This is a genomic window from Roseibaca sp. Y0-43 (assembly GCF_020667835.1).
In the GTDB taxonomy this organism is placed as follows: domain Bacteria; phylum Pseudomonadota; class Alphaproteobacteria; order Rhodobacterales; family Rhodobacteraceae; genus Roseinatronobacter.
The window spans coordinates 1-24,450 of sequence record NZ_JAFMPR010000001.1; the positions used below are offsets into that span (position 1 = coordinate 1).

At 63.8% G+C, this 24,450-nt stretch carries 29 protein-coding genes; 10 read left to right on the forward strand and 19 right to left on the reverse strand.

Annotated features, from left to right (window positions below):
- Positions 1 to 218 precede the first annotated feature (218 nt).
- Together J1C52_RS00005 and J1C52_RS00010 are read right to left on the reverse strand one after the other, a co-directional pair.
- Complete coding sequence (locus J1C52_RS00005) at positions 219 to 1,316, reverse strand: hypothetical protein (RefSeq protein ID WP_227425862.1); 1,098 nt, start codon at positions 1,314 to 1,316, stop codon at positions 219 to 221.
- A gap of 228 nt (positions 1,317 to 1,544) precedes the next feature.
- On the reverse strand, positions 1,545 to 2,564 hold the full coding sequence (locus tag J1C52_RS00010; protein ID WP_227425863.1) for a hypothetical protein: 1,020 nt from the start codon (positions 2,562 to 2,564) through the stop codon (positions 1,545 to 1,547).
- 344 nt (positions 2,565 to 2,908) lie between these two features.
- Between J1C52_RS00010 and J1C52_RS00015 the strand changes: the two genes are divergently transcribed.
- On the forward strand, positions 2,909 to 4,588 hold the full coding sequence (locus J1C52_RS00015; protein WP_227425864.1) for a tetratricopeptide repeat-containing sulfotransferase family protein: 1,680 nt from the start codon (positions 2,909 to 2,911) through the stop codon (positions 4,586 to 4,588).
- Here J1C52_RS00015 and J1C52_RS00020 read toward each other — a convergent pair.
- Complete coding sequence (locus J1C52_RS00020; protein WP_227425865.1) at positions 4,585 to 5,418, reverse strand: 3-keto-5-aminohexanoate cleavage protein; 834 nt, start codon at positions 5,416 to 5,418, stop codon at positions 4,585 to 4,587. The genes J1C52_RS00015 and J1C52_RS00020 overlap by 4 nt on opposite strands.
- Before the next feature lie 75 nt (positions 5,419 to 5,493).
- Positions 5,494 to 6,537: an NAD(P)/FAD-dependent oxidoreductase gene (locus J1C52_RS00025; RefSeq protein WP_227425866.1), complete on the reverse strand. Its 1,044-nt coding sequence runs from the start codon at positions 6,535 to 6,537 to the stop codon at positions 5,494 to 5,496.
- Between the two features lie 53 nt (positions 6,538 to 6,590).
- Between J1C52_RS00025 and mnmD the strand changes: the two genes are divergently transcribed.
- Both mnmD and J1C52_RS00035 read left to right on the forward strand, forming a co-directional pair.
- Positions 6,591 to 7,244: a tRNA (5-methylaminomethyl-2-thiouridine)(34)-methyltransferase MnmD gene (mnmD, locus tag J1C52_RS00030; protein ID WP_227425867.1), complete on the forward strand. Its 654-nt coding sequence runs from the start codon at positions 6,591 to 6,593 to the stop codon at positions 7,242 to 7,244.
- Complete coding sequence (locus J1C52_RS00035; protein ID WP_227425868.1) at positions 7,241 to 8,119, forward strand: DMT family transporter; 879 nt, start codon at positions 7,241 to 7,243, stop codon at positions 8,117 to 8,119. Before mnmD ends, J1C52_RS00035 begins: the two co-directional genes overlap by 4 nt.
- 78 nt (positions 8,120 to 8,197) lie before the next feature.
- Here the strand turns inward: J1C52_RS00035 and msrB are convergent, their stop codons facing one another.
- Positions 8,198 to 8,641, reverse strand: a complete 444-nt coding sequence (gene msrB, locus J1C52_RS00040; protein WP_227425869.1) for a peptide-methionine (R)-S-oxide reductase MsrB — start codon at positions 8,639 to 8,641, stop codon at positions 8,198 to 8,200.
- Between the two features lie 118 nt (positions 8,642 to 8,759).
- Between msrB and J1C52_RS00045 the strand changes: the two genes are divergently transcribed.
- Entirely contained in the window at positions 8,760 to 9,134 is a 375-nt protein-coding gene (locus J1C52_RS00045) for an NADH:ubiquinone oxidoreductase subunit NDUFA12 (protein WP_227425870.1), read from the forward strand.
- 5 nt (positions 9,135 to 9,139) lie between these two features.
- Positions 9,140 to 9,526, forward strand: coding sequence for a DUF2155 domain-containing protein (locus J1C52_RS00050; RefSeq protein ID WP_227425871.1), 387 nt, complete (start codon positions 9,140 to 9,142; stop codon positions 9,524 to 9,526).
- Here J1C52_RS00050 and aat read toward each other — a convergent pair.
- The 4 genes from aat to ribB are packed head-to-tail and all read right to left on the reverse strand — an operon-like array spanning position 9,490 to position 12,271.
- On the reverse strand, positions 9,490 to 10,128 hold the full coding sequence (gene aat / locus J1C52_RS00055) for a leucyl/phenylalanyl-tRNA--protein transferase (RefSeq protein WP_227425872.1): 639 nt from the start codon (positions 10,126 to 10,128) through the stop codon (positions 9,490 to 9,492). The genes J1C52_RS00050 and aat overlap by 37 nt on opposite strands.
- A gap of 7 nt (positions 10,129 to 10,135) precedes the next feature.
- Entirely contained in the window at positions 10,136 to 10,603 is a 468-nt protein-coding gene (gene nusB, locus J1C52_RS00060) for a transcription antitermination factor NusB (RefSeq protein WP_227425873.1), read from the reverse strand.
- Positions 10,600 to 11,142: a 6,7-dimethyl-8-ribityllumazine synthase gene (locus tag J1C52_RS00065; protein ID WP_227425874.1), complete on the reverse strand. Its 543-nt coding sequence runs from the start codon at positions 11,140 to 11,142 to the stop codon at positions 10,600 to 10,602. Before J1C52_RS00065 ends, nusB begins: the two co-directional genes overlap by 4 nt.
- A 1-nt stretch (position 11,143) precedes the next feature.
- Positions 11,144 to 12,271: a 3,4-dihydroxy-2-butanone-4-phosphate synthase gene (gene ribB / locus J1C52_RS00070; RefSeq protein ID WP_227425875.1), complete on the reverse strand. Its 1,128-nt coding sequence runs from the start codon at positions 12,269 to 12,271 to the stop codon at positions 11,144 to 11,146.
- A gap of 192 nt (positions 12,272 to 12,463) precedes the next feature.
- Here ribB and J1C52_RS00075 point away from each other — a divergent pair, with 192 nt between their 5' ends.
- Together J1C52_RS00075 and J1C52_RS00080 are read left to right on the forward strand one after the other, a co-directional pair.
- Positions 12,464 to 13,063: a holin-associated N-acetylmuramidase gene (locus tag J1C52_RS00075; RefSeq protein ID WP_227425876.1), complete on the forward strand. Its 600-nt coding sequence runs from the start codon at positions 12,464 to 12,466 to the stop codon at positions 13,061 to 13,063.
- Positions 13,060 to 13,584 carry a holin family protein gene (locus tag J1C52_RS00080; protein WP_227425877.1) on the forward strand — a complete coding sequence of 175 codons (525 nt, stop codon included), beginning with the start codon at positions 13,060 to 13,062 and terminating at the stop codon, positions 13,582 to 13,584. The genes J1C52_RS00075 and J1C52_RS00080 overlap by 4 nt, the downstream gene beginning before the upstream one ends.
- On the opposite strand, the gene J1C52_RS00085 is transcribed toward J1C52_RS00080, so the two are convergent.
- On the reverse strand, positions 13,572 to 13,901 hold the full coding sequence (locus tag J1C52_RS00085) for a DUF3775 domain-containing protein (RefSeq protein ID WP_227425878.1): 330 nt from the start codon (positions 13,899 to 13,901) through the stop codon (positions 13,572 to 13,574). The two genes, J1C52_RS00080 and J1C52_RS00085, sit on opposite strands and share 13 nt — an antisense overlap.
- Between J1C52_RS00085 and J1C52_RS00090 the strand changes: the two genes are divergently transcribed.
- On the forward strand, positions 13,879 to 14,280 hold the full coding sequence (locus J1C52_RS00090) for a hypothetical protein (RefSeq protein WP_227425879.1): 402 nt from the start codon (positions 13,879 to 13,881) through the stop codon (positions 14,278 to 14,280). The two genes, J1C52_RS00085 and J1C52_RS00090, sit on opposite strands and share 23 nt — an antisense overlap.
- Positions 14,281 to 14,354: 74 nt before the next feature.
- Here J1C52_RS00090 and acpS read toward each other — a convergent pair whose 3' ends face one another.
- The 6 genes from acpS to folK all read right to left on the reverse strand — a co-directional run bounded on the left by acpS (position 14,355) and on the right by folK (position 19,423).
- Entirely contained in the window at positions 14,355 to 14,753 is a 399-nt protein-coding gene (acpS, locus tag J1C52_RS00095) for a holo-ACP synthase (protein WP_227425880.1), read from the reverse strand.
- A complete protein-coding gene (locus J1C52_RS00100) occupies positions 14,750 to 15,508 on the reverse strand; it encodes a pyridoxine 5'-phosphate synthase (RefSeq protein ID WP_227425881.1) in 759 nt (252 codons plus the stop codon). Before J1C52_RS00100 ends, acpS begins: the two co-directional genes overlap by 4 nt.
- Positions 15,509 to 15,571: 63 nt before the next feature.
- On the reverse strand, positions 15,572 to 16,174 hold the full coding sequence (locus J1C52_RS00105) for a DUF2062 domain-containing protein (RefSeq protein WP_227425882.1): 603 nt from the start codon (positions 16,172 to 16,174) through the stop codon (positions 15,572 to 15,574).
- A 90-nt stretch (positions 16,175 to 16,264) separates the two neighbouring features.
- On the reverse strand, positions 16,265 to 18,382 hold the full coding sequence (locus J1C52_RS00110) for a RelA/SpoT family protein (RefSeq protein ID WP_227425883.1): 2,118 nt from the start codon (positions 18,380 to 18,382) through the stop codon (positions 16,265 to 16,267).
- A 43-nt stretch (positions 18,383 to 18,425) separates the two neighbouring features.
- A complete protein-coding gene (gene rpoZ / locus J1C52_RS00115) occupies positions 18,426 to 18,791 on the reverse strand; it encodes a DNA-directed RNA polymerase subunit omega (protein ID WP_227425884.1) in 366 nt (121 codons plus the stop codon).
- A 77-nt stretch (positions 18,792 to 18,868) separates the two neighbouring features.
- A complete protein-coding gene (gene folK / locus J1C52_RS00120) occupies positions 18,869 to 19,423 on the reverse strand; it encodes a 2-amino-4-hydroxy-6-hydroxymethyldihydropteridine diphosphokinase (protein WP_227425885.1) in 555 nt (184 codons plus the stop codon).
- Positions 19,424 to 19,555: 132 nt separating this feature from the next.
- On the opposite strand from folK, the gene J1C52_RS00125 reads away from it, so the two are divergent.
- Positions 19,556 to 20,128 (forward strand): NYN domain-containing protein, encoded by a 573-nt coding sequence (locus tag J1C52_RS00125; protein ID WP_227425886.1) that lies wholly within the window; start codon positions 19,556 to 19,558, stop codon positions 20,126 to 20,128.
- A 37-nt stretch (positions 20,129 to 20,165) separates the two neighbouring features.
- On the opposite strand, the gene J1C52_RS00130 is transcribed toward J1C52_RS00125, so the two are convergent.
- The gene (locus J1C52_RS00130) at positions 20,166 to 20,939 is read right to left on the reverse strand and encodes a sulfite exporter TauE/SafE family protein (protein ID WP_227425887.1); all 774 of its coding nucleotides are present in this window, start codon (positions 20,937 to 20,939) and stop codon (positions 20,166 to 20,168) included.
- 187 nt (positions 20,940 to 21,126) lie between these two features.
- Between J1C52_RS00130 and J1C52_RS00135 the strand changes: the two genes are divergently transcribed.
- Positions 21,127 to 22,803, forward strand: a complete 1,677-nt coding sequence (locus tag J1C52_RS00135) for an acyl-CoA dehydrogenase family protein (RefSeq protein ID WP_227425888.1) — start codon at positions 21,127 to 21,129, stop codon at positions 22,801 to 22,803.
- A 79-nt stretch (positions 22,804 to 22,882) separates the two neighbouring features.
- On the opposite strand, the gene J1C52_RS00140 is transcribed toward J1C52_RS00135, so the two are convergent.
- The gene (locus tag J1C52_RS00140) at positions 22,883 to 23,620 is read right to left on the reverse strand and encodes a proteasome-type protease (protein ID WP_227425889.1); all 738 of its coding nucleotides are present in this window, start codon (positions 23,618 to 23,620) and stop codon (positions 22,883 to 22,885) included.
- 28 nt (positions 23,621 to 23,648) lie between these two features.
- Positions 23,649 to 24,446: a transglutaminase family protein gene (locus J1C52_RS00145; protein WP_227425890.1), complete on the reverse strand. Its 798-nt coding sequence runs from the start codon at positions 24,444 to 24,446 to the stop codon at positions 23,649 to 23,651.
- Between the last annotated feature and the right edge of the window lie 4 nt (positions 24,447 to 24,450).

Genomic DNA, 24,450 nt, shown 5'->3' on the forward strand with positions numbered 1-24,450 from the left:
GGTGCCAGAGAACGAATCACGCTAGATTCAGGCAGGTCAACCCTAAATATGGCCACCTGTCTGGGACTTGGCCCAACTTGTGGGTAACTTCAAGTTCCCGCTCAGCAGGTAGGAACGTATCGACGTTGCAATTAACTGCAAAATGTTCGCCATGCGGCTTCTCAAAATTGTTCCGGTTAGCCCGTGTTAATTGAGGATTATCCTGTATTAGAAACGGCTTACCCATGGCTGGTCTCCTTCATCACAGCGGCACGGATGCAGTTGAGAAGCGGCAAATCCTCCCGCATCAGTTCCAGTGCCTGCGCGGCATGGCGGTGGGCCACCCCGAGCGTCTCGAAGGTCTGTTGAGCGTGGAGCCGATCGGAAAGGTCGCCTCCAACCCGGTTGGTAAGGAGGCTCCCCTCCACGCGGAACAGCAAACGCCCCAGAAAACGCACCCGCTCAGGCTTGGGCAACATCTCGGCAGTCATCGCGGCAACCGCTGAGTTCGTGGTCGCCAACCGGGTCAGGGCTGTCTTGCCTTCGCGGGTGAACTGATCGAGCGCCCAGACGGGAAGATCACCGATCAGCACCTCGGGCGGCATGGGATCGTCGGTCGGGTCGGCCCTCAGGCCATTTTCCAGCGCCAGCAGCGCTACCAGCAGGGGCAGCACCTCGCCCGTCTTCTTGACGCCCTCGCGGCAGATCGCCAACGTGGTCGGAGCCACCCCCAACTCGTCCAGCAGATCGACCGCCAGCGCCTGTTCACCCCGATGCGCGGGCAGCGGGTGTCCCGGCCTGTCGGTGCCGAGGATGTAGGTCAGGGCGAGCGCGCGATGGTGCAGGTCGTTGGTGGTCAGCGCGAGCAGGCGCAGGCGGGCATTGGTCATAGAGGCGAAGTCGCGGCGCTGCTGCGCGAGGTGCGGCAGGGTTTCTATCGCCATCAGCAGTTCGTCGGCAGCACGGCTTTTCCGGGCCGCGCAGAGTTCGGTGACGATGAGCGAGGCGACCGGCCAGTCACCGCCAACCGCTTGGCGAAAGCGCTTGCCCCGCAAGGCCGCGACCGTCAGGCCGAGCGTGGGAAGGCTCCCCAGCCCCACGTCCTCGAAGGCGATCAGGCCCAGCCGACGCCAAAGCCGATCCGGGGCATCCCGCAACAGGGTCGCGGCGGCGCGAAGCGCAAGGTCACTGCGACCCCGTCGAACCGCTTTCTGGAGCAGCGACATCGCCACCCACGGCGAGAGTGTCGTCGGCCGTCCCTCTGGGACATGATCGCGGGCTGCGAGGCGGCGGACAAGATCGGTGTAAAAACGGGCAAGGGGTTCTGGTTCGTTCATTCGGTCTCTCCTTCGAATTTGGAAGGGGGATCAAAGACTTGGAACCCATGTAGTAGCTTATTGGATGGAGCGTCTGGGGGAAGGAAATAGCGCCCAAAAGGCGAGAATTGCGGGTCTCAACCCCGGTCTGGGGAGGGGGTTCGACAGAGACACACGAAATGTCCCTGCCGAAAATGTCCCCCTGCGTTTCCACAGCAGCGGCCAGCTAAAACCCATGGGATCAGGGGCTTATAGCTGGTCTGCCAATTCTGCTTTTTGTCCCTGAGTGGGGTCGATGCGCAGCACCCATTCCTGCTGATCCGGGCGCAGAGCGGCGAAGTTGATGTGAGGGCGATACTGCTTCCACCAGTTCGGCAACTTGGACCGGAGGAAGCACCCCTCAGCCTTTCTGAGCCAAGCTTCTCCACGAAAAGCCGGGAAGTCCTCCGCCACCTCTGCCTGAAATTCCGCAGGTGTCAGGATGAAGTATTCGAAACCATGTTGCGCTCGATGTTGCTCGCAGTATTCACGGCGTTCGCGGAATAGCATTTCCGCAGCGGAGCCTGACCTGGACGCGGCTTTCGGGTGTTGACGAATTTTGGTGGCCTTGGCTGCAAGCCCCGAACTCCTCTTACCCGCGATGATCTCCACGTCCGTCCACCCCTGCTTACGGCGCTTCCTGATTGCCGTGGCGCTAACCCCCTGCCTCGCCGCTAGCTGGGCGGCACTGTAGCTGCGCCCTGTGGTGAGGCAGGTGAAGATCAGACTGTCACCCTTGTTGCTGTTCTGCGTGGCCTTGTCGGCCCATCGAACTTTGCCGGGCGCATACTCAGGATCGTTGTTGTCGATCCGGTCGAGGGTTGCCCGTGTCGTCGGTTTCGGTCCGACCGAGCGCAGGAAGTCCGCGAAGCTGCGAAAGCTGGGATGCACCACTGCCCCACAGGTCTTGACCCGCTGCAGCATGTTCCTGTGGGTGTTCGCCTCGCCTGCATACTTGGCGCGCAAGGCCATGGTGGGCAGGGTGTCCAGATCACTCTGGAGCGCGATCCACGCGGGATCATCCGTCATTTGCTTTGCTGCGAAACCATCTGACTGAGGTTTGCTCATGACCGGAACCGTTTCCCCGGACAACACCCCAGCAAACCCCTGCAATGCTTCGGTTTTTTCGTCACTTTGCAGCCCTTTATGCGGTTTCGCGAACGAAGAAAACGCAGGGGGCGAAACTGCCTTGCCGGATACAGCAACCACTGAGTTAGCTTTCTTGCTCATCGCCAATCCCCCGGTTTCAGGCACGACAAGGGGTTAGCAGGTTCGAGCAAAATGGCTTTTTCCCGAAGGAGCCGGGCATCGCTGGTTAGCACGTCTAAGTGTTTGATCTGTATGGTGAGAAATGGAACCCTACGGGCTGCCACTTTCTCCCCTTCCATGTCTGGATCGTGTTTGTTGGAAGCGGTCCATGTCCTGTGGTCTCAGGAGATGTGCAACTCTGAAGAAATGGCCCCTGTCATCGCTTATTAGGCCCAGCGTTTGACAGCGCAAAGCATCCGCAACACCGCGCGCCCCTGCAACACGCCCTTGCCGCGCGTATGGCCGCTGCGTTACTGGGTTAGCCCATGTCGACCGAGAAAATGATCCTCAAGGCGCGTGCCTTGGCCAAGAAAGGCGCTGTTGCCGAAGCGCGGCTGATTTATGAAACCGTGTTGAAGAAATTTCCCAGCAACAAGCGCGCGCTCGAGGGGATGCAGGCGCTTGCCGACACCCCCGCGCCGCCAGAGCCGACGGCGCTGCTGCAAGAGATGATCGCCTATTACAACAATGGCCGCATGGCCGAGCTGCTGCGCGCGAGTGACAGGGCGATCACCGTCTATCCCACGCATCTGACCGTGCTGCAATTGCGCGCCGCCGCACAGATGGCGCTTGGGCAGGCGCAGGCTGCCATTGCCACCTATGACCGCATCGTCACGCTGGAGCCGGGCAATGCCGACGCGTTCGGAAACCGGGGCAATGCCCAATCCGCCGCCGGTCACTCAGAAGCCGCGCTGCAAAGTTTTCACAAGGTGCTGGAGCTGCGGCCCGGCGATCCGACCGCGCTGAACAATATCGGTAATATCCAGATCGAACAGGGCAAACCGGCAGAGGCGCAGGCCAGTTTCGAAGCCGCGTTGCATTCTGCGCCCGATTACACACCCGCGCTTGTAAACCTTGGGAACGTGCTGAAAATCCGGGGCGAGACCGGGCGCGCCGCCGAGATTCTGTCGCGGGCGGTCGCGCAGGGCGATGCGGGCGGAGAAGCCTATTGGAACCTTGCCTCTGTCAAGAGCTTCGCGCCCGATGCGCCGGAGATCGCGCAAATGGAAGCCGCGCTTGGCCGGAACCGCCTGACAGAGCGCGACAAGATGCTGATCGGCTTTGCGCTGGGCAAAGCCTATGACGACACGGGCGATGTGACGCGCGCCTTTCATCACCTGACGGCGGCGAACCGTATCCAGAAAGGGCTTTTGGGCTACAAGCTGGAAGATGATCTGAACCGGCTGGCCGCTCTAAAATCGGTGTTCGGCGCTGGCAGCCTACCGGTCGCCACCATCCCGCAAGACGCGCCCCGGCCCATCTTCATCGTCGGGATGCCGCGCTCTGGCACCAGCCTTCTCGAGCAGATGCTTTCAGCACATAGCGACATCCATGGCGGCGGCGAGATTGCGCTTCTGGACAATGCCCTCTCGCGGCTTGACTGGACTGACAGCGCGGCCTTTCTGGCCGCAGCCCCCCGCTTGCAGGCCGACTATCTTGCCCATCTGCAAACGCTTGGGCAGGGGGCGGCCTGTGTCACCGACAAGCTGCCGCTGAATTTCGAATGGATCGGCGCGATCCTGTCGATCTTTCCGCAGGCGAAGATCGTGCATGTCAGCCGCGATGCCCGCGCGACCTGCTGGTCGAATTTCAAGCATTACTATTCCAGCAATGGCAACGGCTTTGCCTATGACCTGTCCGACACGGTGGCCTATTACGGCGCCTATCGCGACCTGATGCGGCATTGGGACCGTCTGTTCGGTGCGCGGCTGTTCCATCTGGATTACGACCGGATGACGCAAGCGGCGGAACCGGTGCTGCGCGATCTTCTGGCCTATCTGGGGCTGGACTGGCAAGCGGCCTGCCTTGCCCCGGAACAGAACCGGCGCGCGGTCTATACATCCTCGGCCACGCAGGTCAGACGCGGCATCTACCAAGACAGTTCACAGGCCTGGGAGCGCTATGCCGAACTGATCGGGCCGGCTTTTGATCCGCTGCCGCGCTAGGTTTGCGCCCGCAGCCCCAGCATCTGCCGCGCCTGCGCCCATGTCGCGACGGGACGGTCGTATTTCGCGCACAGGTCCACCGTGCGCGCGACCAATGCCGCGTTCGACGGCGCAAGGGTGGTGCGGTCAAGGCGGACATTGTCCTCTAGCCCGGTGCGGGTATGGCCGCCGCGCGCGATGGCCCATTCATTGACCACGATCTGCCCCGCGCCAATGCCCGCGGCGCACCACAGCGCATCAGGCGCGTAGCGGTTGAGCGTTTCGATGTAGAAATCCAGCACGCGCTCATCCACCGGCATGGCGTTTTTCACACCCATCACGAATTGCACATATAGCGGGCGGGGCAAGCGTCCGTCCTCGGCCATGCGCGCGGCTTGGATGACATGCGAGAGGTCGAACGCCTCGATCTCGGGGATGACCTCATGCTTGCGCATCTCAGAGGCCAGCCAATCGACCAGATCGGGCGGGTTCTCATACACGCGGGTCGGAAAATTGTTCGACCCCACCGCAAGTGACGCCATGTCGGGGCGCAGCGGCAACATGCCCCCGCGCTCGGACCCCGCACCAGAGCGCCCGCCGGTCGAAAGCTGGATAATCATGCCGGGACAATGGGTCTTGATCCCTTCCATCAGCGCGGCAAAGCGGTCGGGGTCCGATGTCGGCGTGCCATCATCGCGGCGCACATGGCAATGGGCAATGGCGGCACCTGCTTCAAACGCGGCGTGGGTGCTTTCCACCTGCTCGGCCACGGTAATCGGCACTGCTGGGTTGTCGGCCTTGGTCGGCACCGACCCGGTGATCGCAACTGCGATGATGCAAGGGGTGGTCATGGTCTGCTTCCGTTTGTCGTGTTGTGCATCGACCCTAGCCCGAATGCGGCGGGCTTGGAACACCTGCGCCTATCGTTACCGCAGGACCGCGTCGAACCCGAATCCCTGCGGGATCGCATCGCGCCCCTCCAGCACCAAGTCGGCCATGATTTGTGCCAGATGCGGGGCCATGGCAAAGCCGATCTTGAAGCCGCCATTGAACACGAACTGCCTCGCGCGCCCCGGCCACACGCCCATCAGCGGCGCGCGCGACGCCGCGCGCGGGCGCACACCTGCCCAGCGTGCAACCACGGGCGCGGCTGCCAGCCCCGGACAGGCGGCAATCGCGCGGGCGTGGAGCGTGTCGCATTGCGCATCGGTGGTGTCTGGCGCGTCGAACTCGCGCTCGCTGGTGGACCCGATGGCGATGGTGCCATCGGCATGGGGCACGATATGCAACCCATCGGCAAAGACCTGCGGCATGTCGGGCGCGGCATGGGCCAGAAGCAGCGATTGCCCCTTCACGCCCGTGCCGATGGGCTGGCCCAGATCGCGCGACAGATCCGCCAACCCCTCATACCCCGTAGCCCAGATGACCGTGCCGCCGCCGGGCCTGTCGCCCTGTTCCACTTGCACCCCTTGCGCGGCCAAGGCCGCCACCAGCGCGGCCCCTGCCCTGCGCGGGTGCAGCCGCGCGGTCAGCGTGTCATGGATGACGAAGCCAGACGGTGCCGCGACCGCCAGCCCCGGCGCATCCGCCACGGGCAGGACGCGCCATGTGGCAAAACCCTGCCACAGCTCGCGGGCGGTTGCCTCGCGCGCGCGGGCCAGATCGAGCGCGCCTTCGGCCAAAGGCTGCACACGGCCCGTGCGGGCATAGCCCGGATCGACCCCGCCGCGCGCGGCGATGTCGGCCCAATAGCCCTCTGCCGCGCGCAAGGCGTCGAATTGCATGGCTTTCTTCGGGTTCCAGTTTTCCGGCACATGCGGGGCCAGCGCGCCGACGATCCCGCCGCTTGACCCGGCCCCCGGCGCGCGCTTTTCGATCACGCGCACCCGCGCGCCCCGGTCAACGCAGGCCAGCGCGACCGTCAGCCCAAAGATACCCGCGCCCATGACCGTTACATCCGCCATTGCCATTTGCCCGCTTCCCCGCCATGACATGCTGAACATGTGACATAAAGCAGCCGCCCATGCAGCACCAGAGCGCAGACTTGGAATGGCGCAACGGGCATATCCCCGTGGCGCGCCGCTTTGATGACCCGTATTTCTCGCTGGCCGACGGGCTGGCGGAAACCCGGCATGTGTTTCTGGGCGGCAATGACCTGCCCGCGCGGGCGCGACCGGGCTTTCACATTGCCGAGCTGGGTTTCGGCACCGGGTTGAACCTGTTGGCCAGTTTGGCCGCGCTGCCCGACATGCCCATCCGCTACACGAGTTTCGAGGGCTTCCCCATGTCCGCGCCCGACATGGCCCGCGCGCTTTCGGCCTTTCCTGAACTGGACGCGGGTGCGCTTGTCACCGCATGGGCCAGCGGCGCGCGCAGCTTCACACTGGGGCAGACGCAGGTCGAGGTCATCATCGGCGACGTCGCCACCACCCTGCCCGCTTGGGCCGGTCGCGCCGATGCGTGGTATCTGGACGGGTTCTCGCCCGCCAAGAACCCCGAGATGTGGGCACCCGAGGTCATGGCAGAGGTCGCGCGCCACACCCAAGCGGGCGGCACATTCGCCACCTACACGGCAGCGGGGGCCGTGCGCCGCGCGCTGGCCGACGCGGGCTTTACCGTCACGCGATGCCCCGGCTTCGGACGCAAGCGGCATATGAGCAAGGGCGTGATGCCATGACAGAGCAGGACACCACCAAGGGCATCTGGCTGATGGTCGCGGTCGCGCTGATCTTTGCCATGCAAGACGCGTTCTCGCGCCACTTGGCGGGCGAATATAACGTTCTGATGATTATCATGATCCGCTACTGGTTCTTCGCGGCCTTCGTCATCACGGTCGCGACCCGCAAGGCAGGCGGCTTGCGCAAGGCGGCGGCCACCAAGCAACCGCTGGTGCAAGCACTGCGCGGGTTAATCCTTGCGGGCGAGGTCTGCGTCATGGTCACGGCCTTCGTGCTCTTGGGCCTGACAGAGGCACATGCCGTTTTCGCCGTCTATCCGCTGCTGATCGCGGCGCTGTCTGGCCCGATTCTTGGCGAAAAGGTCGGCTGGCGGCGCTGGACGGCCATCGGCATCGGCTTCGTGGGCGTTCTGATTATCCTGCAACCGGGCTTCGGCGTGTTCCAGCTAGAGGCGCTCGTGCCACTTCTGGCGGCGACCATGTTCGCGCTTTACGGATTGCTGACGCGCTATGTGGGCCGGCGCGATCCGGCGGCGGTCAGTTTCTTCTGGACGGGCACGGTGGGCGCGGTGGCGATGACCGTGGTCGGCATCTGGTTCTGGGAGCCGATGGCACCCCAAGACTGGGTCTGGATGGCGGCGCTGTGTGTCAGTTCCGCCTTCAGCCATTTCCTGCTGATCCGCGCCTACGAGGTCGCAGAGGCCAGCGCCGTGCAGCCCTTCGCCTATCTGCAACTGCCCTTTGCCGTGGCCTTGGGGATGCTGCTCTTTGACGAAACGCTGCGGCTGAACGTGGCGATTGGCGCGGCGGTGGTTGTGGGCGCGGGTGTGTTCACGCTGTGGCGCGCGCGGCAGGTGAGTAAAGGGCCAACTTAAGGCGCGGGACAAGGGCGAAGCCCGCCGCGCGTGTCGCGCGGGCCGTCCACCGGCCCGCCGCTGGCGCTAAACCTGTTCCTACCCCTCGACCTGGTCCAGATAATCGCCGTAGCCCTCGGCCTCCATATCCTCGCGTGGGATGAAGCGCAGCGAGGCCGAGTTGATGCAATAGCGCAAGCCGCCCCGGTCGCGCGGGCCGTCGTTGAACACATGACCCAGATGGCTGTCACCATGCTTGGAACGCACCTCGGTGCGGCGCATCCCCAAACTGTCATCGGGCAATTCGGTCACATGCTCGTGCACCAGCGGCTTGGTGAAGCTGGGCCAGCCGCAACCGGATTCGAACTTGTCGGAGGACGCGAACAAAGGCTCTCCCGACACGATGTCGACATAGATGCCCGCGCGCTTTTCGTCGTTATACTTGCCCGTCCAAGGGCGCTCGGTGCCGTTTTCCTGCGTGATGTGATACTGCTCTGGCGTCAGCGACGCGATCACTTCGGGGCGGCGTTCGTATTTCGGCATGGCTCTCTCCATCTGCTTGCTTCCAGATGTAGCCACGCAGGGCGCGCGCGCAAGGGTCTGGATTTCCCGGCGGGGCTGGTGCATAAGCGGGCCATAGACGGACCGGAACGGGTGGCCCATGAAATTCCTGCTGCGCTTACTGACTTGGTGGAACACCTCCACGCTGAACACCGCCTTTTTCACTTGGCGCAAGGGCGTGAAAGTGGGCGAGGATGAGCAGGGCAACATCTTTTACCAGACGCGTGACAAGACCAAGCGCTGGGTTATCTATAACGGAGAATCCGAGGCAAGCCGCATTTCGCCCGAATGGCATGGCTGGCTGCACCACACTTGGGACGAGCCGCCGACCGACAAGCCGCTGGCCCACAAGCCTTGGGAAAAGCCGCATCAGGAAAACCTGACCGGCACCGCGCTGGCCTATGCGCCCGCCGGGTCCATCCGCCGCGCCCAGCCCACGGAGCGCCGCGATTACGAGGCGTGGACCCCGGAATAAACCTGATGCGCGCGCTTGCCTTCGCCTTGGCCTGTGGCCTGCTGCCCCTGTCCTTGGGCGCGCAGGATATTGCCGTGCCCGGCCAGCAGGAACGCGTGCTCAGCGCCGGCGGCGCGGTGCTGCGCGGGTTGGACAAGGTGGCAGGCACCAGCCGCGACATTCGGCTGATGAACGGCCAGACCGACATGATCGGGCATTTGCAAGTGCTGCTGCGGGAATGCCGTTACCCCGACGACAACCCCACGGGCGAGGCCTATGCCTGGATCGAGGTGACGGATACACGCGCCAATGTGCCCCTGTTCGCAGGGTGGATGATCGCCTCCAGCCCGGCGCTAAGCGCACTGGATCATGCGCGCTATGACCTGTGGGTTCTGAGCTGCATCACCTCCTGAGCCTGCGGCAAGGGCCGCGCGGTGATGTCGGGGGCCAGCTTCAGCGCCTCTGACAAGCGTTTGCGGTAGTCCATGCGCGAAATCTCGACCCCGCCCAGACGCGCCAGATGGTCGTTCAGATATTGCGTGTCGAACAACACAAAGCCGCTGCGGCGCAGATGCGCCACCAGATAGGCCAGCGCCACCTTGGACGCGTTGGGGCGGCGCGAGAACATGCTCTCGCCGCAAAAAGCCCCCCCGATGGCCAGCCCGTAAATGCCGCCGATCAGGGTGCCGCCGTCCCACACTTCCAGAGAATGCGCGTGGCCCATGCGGTGCAGCGCGGTGAACAGATCGTTGATCTCGGCATTGATCCAAGTCGTGTCGCGGTCGGCACAGCCTTCGATCACGCCCTCGAAGTCGCGGTTGAGCGTAACCTGCCAGGACATGTCGCGGATATGGCGCGCCAACGAACGGGTCATGTGGAACCCGTCCAGCGGCATGATCCCCCGCAAGGTGGGATCGAACCAGTAAAGCACCTTCGCGTCGCGGCTTTCCGCCATCGGAAACGCGCCTTGCCGATAGGCTTCCAGCAGCATCCGGGGCGTCAGGCGCAGGTCCATGGGCGGACTAGAATTCGTCCGCGCGCACCTCGCGCGCCATGTGGTCCAACACCGCATTGACGAATTTCTGCTCGCGCGAGTCGGGGAAGAAATCGCCCGCAAGGCCGACATATTCGCTGAGGATGATGCGCGCGTCACGCTCGGTCGTCAGTAGTTCCGCACCCGCCGCGCGGAAAAGCGCGCGAAGGGTCGGGTCGATGCGCGCGATGGGCCATTTCGCCACCAGCGCGCGGTCGGTCAACTGGTCGACAGCGGCCTGACGGTCCACCGCCGCCTCGACGATCTTGCGGAAGAAGGAGATGTCGGCCTCGGCCCAAGCCTCGCCCTCGACCTCTATGCCGATGCGATGGTCTTCGAATTCGCGCAGGACGGTGCCGATGGGGCTGTCGGAGGCTTCCATCTGGAACAGCGCCTGAACCGCGTAAAACCGTGCGGCGCTGCGCAGGGCGCGACGGGCTTTGGAATCGAGCTTCACGCCTGTGCCTCGCCTGTCGCGATCTGGAATTCGTCCGATTTCGGCATGAAGCCCACGCTGCGCGCGGGTTTGCCCCAGTGGCGGGCCAGCGCGATCAGGTGCAGCGCCGCAGCCGCCGCGCCGCCGCCCTTGTTCTGGCCGGCCACTTCGGCCCTTGCCTCTGCCTGCGCACGGTTTTCCACGGTCAGGATACCGTTGCCGATGCACGCGCCTTGCAGCCCCAAAAGCGTGATCGCGCGCGAGCTGTCATTGCACACGGTGTCGTAATGCGTCGTCTCGCCCCGGATGACGCAGCCCAAGGCCACGAAGCCGTCGAAATCGGCCATGCGGAACGCCTGTCCGATCGCGGTCGGCACTTCCAGCGCGCCGGGCACTTCGATGGTCTGATGCGTGCCGCCCACCGCTTCAATTTCGGCACGGGCACCGGCGACCAGCTGGTCGGCGATGTCCTTGTAATAGGGCGCGACCACGATCAGCAGCTTCGGCGCACGTTCAAAGCTGGGGCGCGGCAGCGTGGAATGGGATTCGTTCGCGGCCATGTCAGCCCCCCTTGCGCGATGGGATCTTGCGGGTGCCGACGATGGACAGGCCGTAGCCTTCCAGGCCGACCACGCGCGGGGTCTTGGAATTGGTCAGCAATTCCAGCTTGTGCAGCCCCAACGAGGACAGGATTTGCGCACCCAGCCCGTATTGCCGCAAGGTCTGGGGCGAAGCATCGGACATCGCCATCTTCATATGCGTATCACGCAGCAGCACCAGCACCCCGCGCCCCTCTTCCGCGATCAGCTGCATCGCGTCGGAAAACTCGCCCGCGCGGCCGGGCGCGCCCGTGCCGATCAGGTCCAAGAGCGGGTCGAAGGCGTGCATCCGCACCAGAACCGGCTCTGGGGTCGCGATATTGCCCTTGATAAGCACCACATGCTCGGCACCCTGCGTGGTGTCGGAATAGACGCGCATCTGCCATTCACCGCCGAATTCAGAGGTGATGACCGTCTCTGACATCATGCGCACAAGGTTGTCATGGCGGCGGCGATAGGCGATCAGGTCGGCGATGGTGCCGATCTTCAGCCCGTGCTTTTGCGCGAAGGCAACAAGGTCGGGCAGCCGCGCCATGTCGCCGTCATCCTTCATGATCTCGCAGATCACACCCGACGGGTTCAGCCCCGCCAGCCGCGAAATATCGACCGCCGCTTCGGTATGGCCCGCGCGCACCAGCACACCCCCGTCACGCGCGCGCAGCGGAAAGACATGGCCGGGCGTGGCAATATCGGCCGCCCCCTTGGAGCTGTCGATGGCCACGGCCACGGTGCGGGCGCGGTCATAGGCGGAAATGCCGGTCGAGACTCCTTCGCGCGCCTCTATCGACACGGTGAAGGCGGTTTCATGGCGCGACGAATTGCTGGACGCCATCAGCGGCAGGCCAAGCTGGTCAATGCGGTCCGACGGCAGCGTCAGGCAGATCAGCCCCTTGCCATGCGTGGCCATGAAGTTGATCGCCTCTGGCGTGGCCATCTGCGCGGGGATGACCAGATCGCCCTCGTTCTCGCGGTCTTCGTGGTCCACCAGAATGAACATCCGGCCGTTGCGGGCCTCTTCGATGATCTCTTCGGTCGAGGAAATGGCATCCCGCCAGTTCTCTTCGACTTGGCCGGGTTTTTCATACTGCATGTCGCGCACGTCCTTGTCTGCCTTGCGGCGTCTGCCTTGCGGCCCAGATAGCCCAAAGCGCCGCTTTGGAAAAGGGGCCATTCGGACCATTCCGGCCCTGTTTCACGAAGTATCACCGCCGCGCACGCCCTGTTCAGCCGCTCTTTGCCCCGGTCTGCCACAACTGGCGCTTGCCCCAAGCAGGAGCCCGCCATGAAAGATGTCCGCAAACTGGCCGAGGAAATCGTCGCCCGCGAAGGCGGTTTCGTCAACGACCCCGACGATCCGGGCGGGGCCACGAATTTCGGTGTGACCATCCACACGCTGCGCCGCCTGCGCCCCGGCGCTCGCGTGGGTGTCGAAGACGTGCGCGGCCTGACCCGCGACGACGCGGTCGAGATCTATCTGGAACATTACTTCGCGCGCCCCCGCATCGGCGAATTGCCCCAGCCGCTTTGGGCGACCGTGTTCGACATGTATGTAAACGCAGGCGCGAATGCGGTGCGCATCTTGCAACGGCTGCTCAATGACATGGGGCAGGATGTGGCGGTAGATGGGGCAATCGGGCCGCAGACGATTGCCGCCGCTCATCGCGCCTATGACATGGCCCCGAACCACATGGTCGATGCCTACGGCATTGCACGCCGCGATTACTATTACCGCTTGGCCGACCAGCGCCCCGCCAGCCGCAAATTCGCGCGCCGCCGCGATGGCGGCAAGGGCGGCTGGATCACGCGGGCCGAGGAATTCATCAGCCCACGCTACCACCTGAGCGATGCGCAACACCGCGCCCGCACCGGGGCTTGGGCATGATCCGGTCGCTCGTGGGGGCCATCTTCGGCTCGGCGAAGGGTGCGCAGGTGATCGGCGATGGCGTGACCAAGGTGGCAGAGGTGTTTCGCCCCAACGCCACCCGCGCGCTGGAGTTGAGCGCCGACGCCTATGCCGCCGCCCATGCCAGCCATCTGGCGGAATTCCAGTATGGGCGCGCGGGCTGGTTCGATACGCTGGTCAATGGCCTGAACCGCCTGCCCCGCCCGCTTCTGGCCTTGGGCACGCTGGCGCTGTTCATCTATGCCATGGCCGACCCTGCGGGTTTTGCGCGGCGGATGCAGGCGCTTGCGACGGTGCCAGAGCCGCTTTGGTGGCTGTTGGGGGCGGTTGTGGCGTTCTATTTCGGCGCGCGAGAGGCGCATCACGCGCGGTTGACGAAATTCACGCCCCCGCCGGTGCCTGCCCCAGTGTCTGCCGCAGTGGCCGCGCCGAACGCGCCCGCCAACCCGGCAATGGACAACCCGGCCCTGTCAGACTGGCGCGCCGCTCAAGACCCCTGACGCAGGAAGTCCTCTTCCTCGCCGGTCGGGTCCAGCCCCAGCTCTTCCAGCCCGTTTTCAAGGTTCTCGGCCAGATGGGGCATTCCCATCAGGTAATCGGCGGTGGGGGTCGTTGCCTCTGCCTCGGCGGTGGCGACGGCTTCGGCGTAATCGTCGGCGTCGAACGCGCCCCGCCCGATCCATGCCACGGCAGTCAGGCTTGCCTGCTCGTCAGAGTTCAGCGCGTCGATGAACGCATGGGCCTCGCCCTCGCCGACAGACCCTTCGCGGGCAAGGTAGATGATATGGACAATCTTGCGCAGGCTGATTGCGAGCATGGCACCCTCCGTCATTCTTGCGGCCAGAGTGGCGCATTCGCCCGACCCGTGCAATCGCAATCGCCACCCCATGCGCTGCGCGCGCAGCGGCAAAACGCGCGGCAGTTCTGCCGCGCATTTTCCTTGCCCCTGCCTTATCCGCGCCGGAATCGAACCCGATAAAAGCATGATTACGAGAGCACAGCAGTTCAAGGAGCGCACCGAAATGCCCTATGATACACATAATCGCTGGGTCCACGGCGTTCTGGCGGAAGCCGCGAAAACCATTCCCGATTTGCCTTGGTCCCGCCAGGCAAAACAGGCCAAGCGTGCCGCTGCGGAAAAGCTGAATTTTACAAGTGATTGCCCGGCCTATCGGGAACAAGCCTTTTACGAGTGATTTGACGTCAGTTTATCAGTGAGAATACGGAGGACGCCCCGTTTCGGGGCGTCCTTTCTGTGCGTCGCCGTGAATTACACAGGATGCGCTTCGATCACCACGAAGGCTTGCGCCCAAGGGTGATCGTCGGTCAGCGTGACATGGATGACCGCACGGTGCCCGTCCGGGGTCATCTTGCGCAACCGCTCTTCGGCCCAGCCCGCTACATGCATGACAGGCTGGCCGGTATGCAGGTTGCTCACCCACATGTCGCGCCACGCGATGCCCATCGCAAGCCCGGTGCCAAGCGCCTTCGAGCACGCCTCTTTCGCGGCCCAGCGCTTGGCATAAACGGCGGGCGTGTCGCCCTGACGCGCGGCGCGGGCCAGTTCGGCCTCGGTAAAGACACGGTGGCGAAAGCGGTCGCCGAAACGGGCAAGCGTGCCTTCGATCCGTTCGATATTGGCCAGATCGCTGCCGATCCCCAAGATCATTCGCGCGCCAGGTCCATCAGGCGGCGCATTTCCTTGATCGCACGGTCCAGACCGATGAACACCGCCTCTCCGATCAGGAAATGCCCGATATTTAGCTCGACCAGTTCCGGGATCGCGGCAATCGGGCCGACATTGTCGAAATTCAGCCCGTGGCCTGCGTGCACTTCCAACCCCAACTCATCGGCCAGGGTGGCGGCAACGAACAGGCGGCGCAATTCCTCGTCGCGCGCGGCGCTGTCGCCTGCGTCGCAATAGTCGCAATAGGCCCCGGTGTGTAATTCGACGACGCGCGCGCCGACACGCGCGGCGGCTTCGATCTGGGCCTCGTCCGGGGCCACGAACAGCGAAACGCGGCTGCCGGCGGCAGCCAGCGGCGCGATGAAGTCACGCAGACGGGCCTCATCGCCCGCAACCTCCAGCCCGCCCTCGGTGGTGCGTTCTTCGCGCCGCTCCGGCACGATGCAGATCGCGTGCGGCTTCTGGGCCAGCGCGATGCGGCCCATCTCGTCCGTTGCGGCCATTTCCAGGTTGATCGGAATATCGACCGCCTGTTGCACCGCGGGCAGATCGGCATCGCGGATATGGCGGCGGTCTTCGCGCAGGTGCAGCGTGATCCCGTCGGCCCCTGCGGCCTGCGCGAGCTTCGCCGCGCGCACCGGGTCGGGCATGGCCCCGCCGCGCGCGTTTCGCAGCGTGGCGACATGGTCGATATTCACCCCAAGGCGCAAGCGGCGGGTCGTGGCGGATGCTGTCATGACTATCCTCGATCAGTTGAGGCTAACATACTGCCGGGCGCGTCAAACTCAATGCCCCCGCGCTCATTTGCCCCGGCCCGTTTCGGCCTTGGCCTGCCCGGCGGCGCGGCGCGCGCGTTCAAACCGTTGTTGCAGCTTGCGCTGCCGACGCGCGCGATAGGCCCGGATCACGGGGAGCGAGACGAAATAGGCCGCCACCGCGACCACGCTGCCGACGATGATGCCCCCCAGCATATAGGGCAGGAACACATCGGCGAAAAAGGCGCGCGTGCCGTCCCAATCCGCCCGCGCAGGCGTTACGATGGCGTGCAGATTGGCCCAGATTTCGTGCCAGACATCACCGAACCCGTCCATCACCCGGCGCGGGTTGACCATGTGACCCCGACCAAGGATCAGGCTGCCGGTTTCCATGGCGCTGACCACGATCAGCGGAAAGGTGAACGGGTTGCCGAAGAACGTGCCCAGAAGCGAGGCGAGGATATTGCCGCGCAGCACCCATGCCAGCGCCGCCGCCGACAGGAAGTGAAAGCCGAAAAGCGGCAGGAACGACACCAGCACGCCCGCCGCGATGCCCTTGGCCACGCGTTCCGGCGTGTCGGGCAAGCGGCGCAGACGGTGCCAGACATAGCTGCCCGCGCGCTGCCATCCCCCATCGGGATAGGCCATGTTCTTCAGCCACTGAAGAAACGAACGGGGGCTGCGTCGTTTGAAAACCACCCGGAAACCCTTGGATTCGCGCCCGGTGGTGGGCGCATTTTACGGACGTTGCGACGGATCGCGCACTCTGGATATCTGCGCCACGGCGGTCTCTGCTTCAAGGGCCGTCATGACTTGGTGAAGATGCGAGACGCCGCGCAATTCTACCATCACGCTCAGGCGGAAGAAATCCGGCTTGCGATCCAGAAAGCGCAGGTCCGAGATATTGGCCTTATGCTCTCCGATCAGGCTGCACACCCGCCCCAGCACACCGGCATCGTTGGAAATGGTCATCTCCAGCGTCACCTCGTAGACCGGCGGGTGCGTGCCCTCTTGCCAGCGCAGGTCGACCCAGCGGTCGGGCTGGTCGTCGAATTCGGCCAAGGCCTCGCAATCCATGCTATGCGCGACCACGCCCTTGCCGCGATAGGTGATGCCGACGATCCGCTCCCCGGGCAAGGGCTGGCAACAGGCCGCGCGGCGGAAGGACTGGTCGGCGGACAGGCCCATCACGGGGCGGCTGGCATCGACCTCTGGCTCTATCGCCTCCATTTCCGGATACAGCGTGCCAACCACCTTACGCGCGCTGATCTCTGCCGAACCGACCTGTGCGCGCAGCTCGGATTCGGACGCGACGCCCAGCATTCGGGCAGCGGTGGCGATGGCCTTGCTGGTCATCTCGCGGCCAATGGCGTCGAAGGCCGCGCGCAGCAATTCCGTGCCAAGACGCACGAAGCGTTCGCGATCCTCTTCGCGCAAGCTGCGGCGAATGGCGGATTTCGCGCGCCCCGTGACCACAAGGTCGATCCAGCTTGCCTGCGGACGCTGCCCTTCGGCGGTGATGATAACCACCGATTGCCCGTTGCGCAGCCGCGTCCAGAGCGGCACGCGCAGCCCGTCCACCTTGGCCGAGACGCATTTGTCGCCAATCCGCGTATGGATCGCATAGGCGAAATCCAACGGCGTCGCCCCGCGCGGAAGCTGGATCACATCCCCCTTGGGCGAGAAGCAAAAGACCTGATCCGAATACATCTCCAGCTTGACATGTTCAAGGAAGGCACCGTGGTCTTCTTCGTTCTGCAAGCCTTCGGTCAGCGTGGCGATCCAGCGCGCCGGGTCGACCGCGAAGGGGTTTTCGGTGCGCGCGCCGTCGCGGTAGGACCAATGCGCGGCCACCCCCGCTTCGGCCACCTCGTGCATCTCGCGCGTGCGGATCTGGATTTCGACCCGCTTGCCGTCGCGCCCCGACACCGTGGTGTGAATGGACCGATACCCGTTCGATTTCGGCTGGCTGATGTAATCCTTGAACCGCCCCGGCACCGCGCGCCAGCGCTGGTGCATGATGCCCAGCACCTTGTAGCAATCGGCCACATTATCGGTGATGATACGAAAGCCGTAAATATCCGACAGGCGCGAGAAGGCGAGGTCTTTCTCCTGCATCTTGCGCCAGATGGAATAGGGTTTCTTGGCGCGGCCGTAAACATCGGCCTCGACGCCCGCGCGATCCAGTTCCGAGCGGATGTCGTTGCTGATGCGGTGCACCACATCGCCCGCTTCGCGCTGCAAGGTGATGAAGCGGCGCAGGATGGAATTGCGCGCCTCGGGGTTCAGCACGCGGAAGGACAGGTCTTCCAATTCCTCGCGCATCCACTGCATCCCCATGCGGCCGGCAAGGGGGGCGTAGATGTCCATCGTCTCGCGCGCTTTCTGGGCCTGCTTCTGTGGCCGCATGGAGCGGATGGTGCGCATGTTGTGCAAACGGTCGGCCAGTTTGACCAAGATCACCCGCAAATCGCGCGACATGGCGATCAGAAGCTTGCGGAAGTTCTCTGCCTGCTTGGCCTCGGACGAGGAAAGCTGAAGATTTGTCAGCTTGGTGACGCCATCGACCAGTTCCACGATTTCCGTGCCGAACAGGCGTTCCACCTCGGCATAGGTGGATTTGGTGTCTTCGATCGTGTCGTGCAGAAGCGCCGTGACGATGGTCGCGTCGTCCAGCCGCATCTCGGTCAGGATGGCGGCAACGGCCACCGGATGCGTGAAATACGGCTCGCCCGACTGGCGAAACTGGCCTTCATGCATGGCCTCGCCATAGGCCCAAGCCCTGCATAACAGGTCTTGGTTGCAGCCGGGATTGTAGTTGCGGATCAGCGCGATCAGGTCATCTACGGTGATCACCGGCACCTCATGTGGCGGGCAACCGGGCTTGGCGCGGTGCGCTTTACCCGTTCTGCTGGCTGTGAACTTCCATCAGCGCGCGCAGCATCTGCTCTTCGCTCATGTCATCGGTGGCGGGCTTGTCAGCGCCAGAGGCACCGCCCATCAGCAGCGCCATGTCGTCGTCTTCCGGCAGGTCGACCTCGATCTGGGTTTGCAGGCTTTCGATCATGCGCTCGCGCAGCTCGTCGGCGCTTTGGGTCTCTTCCTCGATCTCGCGCAGAGCAACAACGGGGTTCTTGTCGTTGTCGCGATCCACCGTCAGCGCGGCACCCGATGCGATCTCGCGGGCACGATGCGCCGCAAGGGCCACAAGCTCGAACCGGTTCGGAACCTTGTCAACGCAATCTTCGACTGTCACGCGTGCCATGAGAGAGCACTCCATCTGAAAACTTGGGGCAGGAATGGGCCTTCTACTGCCCAAAGCCGCACAAGACAAGGGCCGAATCAATCCGCGATGGGTCTGATCTCGGCAAGTTCATCCGCCCCCAGCGCCGCGTGCATCTGCCGCACGCTGCGCTTCAGCACCGGATGCACCCAATCGGGGGCCACATCCATCAGCGGCACCAGCACGAAGGCACGATCCTGCAAGCGCGGATGCGGCAGGATCAGCCGGTCCGGGGTCAGCCGCGCCTGCTGGTCAGGGGCCAGCCCGGCCCAATGCTGCCATGTCGCCAGATCGGGCAAGACCTGTTGACCATGGGCCAAAAGGTCTATGTCTATCACCCGCGCCCCCCAACGGTTGTGGCGCTCGCGGCCCATCTGCGCTTCAACCTCGTGCAACAGGCGCAAAACGGTCGGGGCATCATGGCTGGTCTGGCAGGCAAGCGCCGCATTCACGAAATCCGGTCCGGTTCCGGCTGGAAAACAAGGCGTGCGAAAAAGCCGGCTTTGTGATAGGGAAACACCAAGCATATCGCGCAGCCGCACGATGGCCTCGCGCACCTGTCCGATGGGACTATCCGAATGCCCCGGCAGGTTAGCGCCAATGGCCAATAACATCGAATTGCATCCGGCCGCGTTCACCGCGATAATCCCCTTATGAATGTGCTAACCGAATGGGTGTAACGTCTGGTTGAGCCAGACAGGCCAAACCGGCCCACCATTCTTCACGCCACCCTTAAGGATAAACGGATGTTTTACAAGGATGAGCGTCTTGCGCTCTTTATTGACGGTTCCAACCTGTATGCCGCCGGAAAGGCACTGGGGTTCGACATAGACTACAAGCTGCTGCGCCAGGAATTCATGCGCCGCGGCAAGCTTTTGCGGGCGTTCTACTACACCGCGTTGCTGGAAAATGACGAATACTCGCCGATCCGTCCGCTGGTCGATTGGCTGCACTATAACGGCTACAACATGGTGACCAAGCCCGCCAAGGAATACACCGACTCTATGGGGCGGCGTAAGGTCAAGGGCAATATGGACATCGAACTCGCGGTGGACGCGATGGAACTGGCCCCGCGTCTGGACCATGCCGTGCTGTTCTCTGGCGATGGCGATTTCCGCCCGCTGGTGGAATCGCTTCAGCGTCAGGGCGTGCGGGTGTCGGTCGTCTCGACCATCCGCAGCCAGCCGCCGATGATTGCCGATGAACTGCGCCGTCAGGCCGACAATTTCATCGAGTTGGACGAACTGCGCGAGGTCATCGGCCGCCCCCCGCGTGAGCCGCGCTACGACGCGCAGTCGGAACGCGCCGACGCCGAATAATCTGGCAAAAGGCCCGCCACCGCGCGGGCCTTTTGAATTACAGGCCCACCGCGCGCCGCAGCAGGTTCAGGCCCAGGAACACCATCATGACAAGCGTCCAGCGCCGGAAGCGGTCGGCATCCAGCCGGTCCTGAATGCGGTAGCCCACCAACAGGCCCGCCACAGACGGAATGACCAGCAGCGCCGAGAACGCCATGCTCGGCCCGGTCAGAATGCCCGAACCGGCATGACCGGCCACCAACGCGAATGACCCGATCAGGAACACCACGCCAAGGATACGCACCATGTCGCGCTTGGCCGTATCGACCGCGATCAAATAGGCCATGATCGGTGGCCCCCAGACACCCGACAGCCCGCCATAAAGCCCGCCAACCGTGCCGCTGATCCATTGCCCGTGCCGCCTGCGCGCGACCGGCATTGCCATTTTCCACCCGGCCAGTTGCGACAGGGCGAAGGCGCAGATCGGCCCGCCCAGCACGGCCAGCAAGACGGGTTCCGACACGAAGGGCACCAATTGCGCGCTGGCCAACAGGCAGATGACCAAGGCCAGCAGCATCCGCCAATGCGCCAGAACAGAGCCCCAGGCGGCGGGCAAACCTTGCCGCAGCGCTTGGCTGAAATTCGTCACCAAGGTCGGCAGGATCAGCCCGGCCAGCGCCAGTTCGACCGGCATCAGGCTGCCAAGGCCCGAGATCATGATCATCGGCATCGCGAAGCCCAGCGCGCCCTTTATCAATCCGGCAAAGAGCGCGATCAGCCCCGCGCCCGCGATCAGCGCCGGGGTCAACGCATCTGGCAAAAACGACAGCATGGCCCGTGAATCCTTGGTTCAGCCGTGGTATACAGGCAGGGCGTCCGGGCTGCACCCCGGAAAAGCGGTGCGACATTTTCGGCAAGCTTTATGCCAAAGTTTGAATTTTTCTTGCTCTGCCCTTCCGAAGCCTCTATGTCATGCTGCAAGTGCGAATACGATTCCGAACCAACCGCGGAGAGTGAACATGCCCCATGACGGTCAGACGATGCCCACCACCCTGCTGCCGGACCTGCTGGCGCTAAGCCGCGCCACCATCGCCCCGGCAGAGGCGGTGCTGGCCAAGGCCACCGACGCGGTCCGCGCCCGCACGGCCCCCACCGGCAAGGTCGACGCCACCCTACTGGAGGCCGACCAGCAAGCCGCGCATGGCCTTGCATGGCTGGCCACCTATGTCGAAAGCCTGCGCCAGATGCAGGCTTGGGCCGAGAAGCTGGACGCCGAAGGCCGTTTCGGCGAAATGGAAGCGCTCATCCACCAGATCGCGTTCGGCGAATACCTGCAACAGATCGCCGGCGGTATCCCGATGAACCAGGGCGAGATCGTGCGCATGGCCGATATGGGCCTTGATTGGGCCGATCTGGCCGAATTCCAGACCGACGCCGTGCGCACCCTGCGCGAAAGCGGCAACAACAACGCCGCGCGGATGCGTCTGGTCGAGCTGATGCGCGAAAACCATGGCCGCGCGACCTTTGGCGCGTCGGGTCTGGACGAAGAGCTTGAGATGATCCGCGACCAGTTCCGCCGCTACGCCGACGAACAGGTCGCGCCGCACGCGCATGAATGGCACCTGAAGGACGAGTTGATCCCAATGGAGGTCATCGAACAACTGGCCGAAATGGGCGTGTTCGGCCTGACCATCCCGGAAGAATTCGGCGGTCTGGGAATGCCGAAATCGGCCATGGTCGTCGTCTCGGAAGAACTGTCGCGCGGCTATATCGGCGTGGGCAGCCTTGGCACCCGGACCGAGATCGCGGCAGAGCTGGTCATCTGCGGCGGCACGCAAGAGCAGAAGGAGCATTGGCTGCCGAAGCTGTCCTCGGGCGAGATTCTGCCCACCGCCGTCTTTACCGAACCCAACACCGGCTCTGACCTTGGCAGCTTGCGCACCCGCGCCGTGAAGGTGGGAGATGACTGGGAGATCACCGGCAACAAGACATGGATCACCCATGCCGCGCGCACCCATGTCATGACCGTTCTGGCGCGCACCGTGCCCGACACGAATGACTATCGCGGTCTGTCGATGTTCCTGGCCGAGAAAGAGCCGGGCACCGACGAGCACCCCTTCCCCACCCCCGGCATGACCGGCGGCGAGATCGAGGTGCTGGGCTACCGGGGCATGAAGGAATACGAGCTGGGCTTCGATGGCTTCAAGGTGAAGGGCGAGAACCTGCTGGGTGGCGTCGAGGGTCAGGGCTTCAAGCAGCTGATGCAGACCTTTGAGAGCGCCCGCATCCAGACCGCCGCCCGCGCCATCGGCGTGGCGCAGAACGCGCTGGAAGTGTCGATGCAATATGCCGAGGACCGCAAGCAATTCGGCAAATCGCTGATCGAATTCCCCCGTGTCGCGGCGAAGCTGGCGATGATGGCTGTGGAGATCATGATCGCGCGCCAGCTGACCTATTTCAGCGCCGCCGAGAAAGATGCAGAGCGTCGTTGTGACCTGGAAGCAGGCATGGCCAAGCTTCTGGGCGCCCGCGTGGCATGGGCTTGCGCCGATAACGGTCTGCAAATCCACGGTGGCAACGGCTTCGCGCTGGAATACCAGATCAGCCGCATTCTGTGCGATGCGCGCATCCTGAACATCTTCGAGGGCGCTGCCGAGATCCAGGCGCAGGTCATCGCGCGCCGCCTACTGGGCTAACCGTCTGTAGAAATTGAAAAGCCCCTCGCATCGCGATGCGGGGGGCTTTTTCATGCGCGGCCAAGGCTCGGTTGGCTGGTTACGCCTCGAAACGATAGCCCGGCAAGCTGTCGAGTGCCGATTTCAGCTTGTCGCCCCAATCCTCTGACACGGATTGGAAATAGGGGTCATCTTGCGCAATGCGCCCGGTGCGGCCCGTCGTCAGGCTGTCGGCCTCGTAGAAATGGTAATCGAATGGTGCGCCCACGCTCAGATTGGCCTTCACGGTCGAATCGAAGCTGACCAGAAGCAGTTTCATCGCCTCTTCAAAGCTCATGCCCGCATCAAACGCCCGCACAAGGATGGGGCGGCCGTATTTCGTCTCGCCAATCTGGAAGAAGGGGGTGTCGGCGCTGGCCTCGATGAAATTCCCTTCCGGATAGACAAGGAACAGGCGCGGCGCGCTGCCTTTGACCTGTCCGCCCACCAGCAGCGTGGCGTTGAAGGTCGATTCCGCCTGCATTCCGGCCTTGGCGTGCAGCCCGATCACCTCGCGCAGGGTATCGGCCACCATGCGCACCGCCTGAAACATGGACGGCACCCCCAGCAAGGCGGGCGTGCGTTCTTCGGGCGATTTCGCGCGCTCTTCCAGCAGGCTGACCACCGCTTGCGTGGTCGCCAGATTGCCCGCCGACATGACCGTGATGACGCATTCGCCGGGGTTTTCCCAGATCGTCATCTTGCGGAAGGTCGAGATATTGTCCAACCCCGCATTGGTGCGGGTGTCGGACATGAAGACCAGACCACGATCCAGCACCATTCCCACGCAATAGGTCATGGCCGATATTCCTTTTAAGGGGTGGGCGTTACTGTTGGGCGACGTCAATGCGCACGGTCAGCGATTCTGCCGATCCGCCCGCGTAGCGCCCAGATACAGGTGCGGCTTCGGTATAGTCCAGCCCTGTCGCAACGCGCACATAGCGGGTATCCGGTGACTGGCTGTTGGCCACGTCGAACCCGACCCAGCCCAGCCCATCGACATAGGCCTCTGCCCAAGCGTGCATCGCTTCTTGCGCGGTCTGGTCGTCCAGCATCAGGTAGCCCGACACATAGCGCGCGGGCACGCCCAGCCGCCGCGCGCAGGCGATGAAGACATGCGTGTGATCCTGACACACGCCGCGCCCGGCCTCGACCGCGTCTTCCGCGCTCCAACTGGATTCAGAGGCGCCGATCTCGAACTCTATCCGCTCGCGAATGCCCGCGGACAAGTCATGCAGCCCCGACAGATCGCCCGCAGCGCCAATGTCGCGCAGCAGCGCCCGGACCCCGGCCTTGGCCTGCGTCCGGGGCGTTTCGCGCAAATACAGCCAGAGGGGCACCGGACCACGATGCGGGCCGACCACCCCGGAATCGTCGGACAGTTCCACCTCGCCCCGGCTGGTGACGGACAGGCTGGTCGTGCCGGGCGCGAAGCTGAGCAGCTCCACCGTGTTGTGGTGATGGTCCTCGTAGCTCACTTCCTTGACCCCACCTTCGACCAGAGTCTGCCAGTGCACCACATTCTGAAACCGCACCGATTTCGGTGTCTTGCGCACTTGTTGCAGACCATAGCTGATGGGGGTTGCGAAGGAGTAAACGGTCTGGTGTTCGATTTTCAGGCGCATGGGG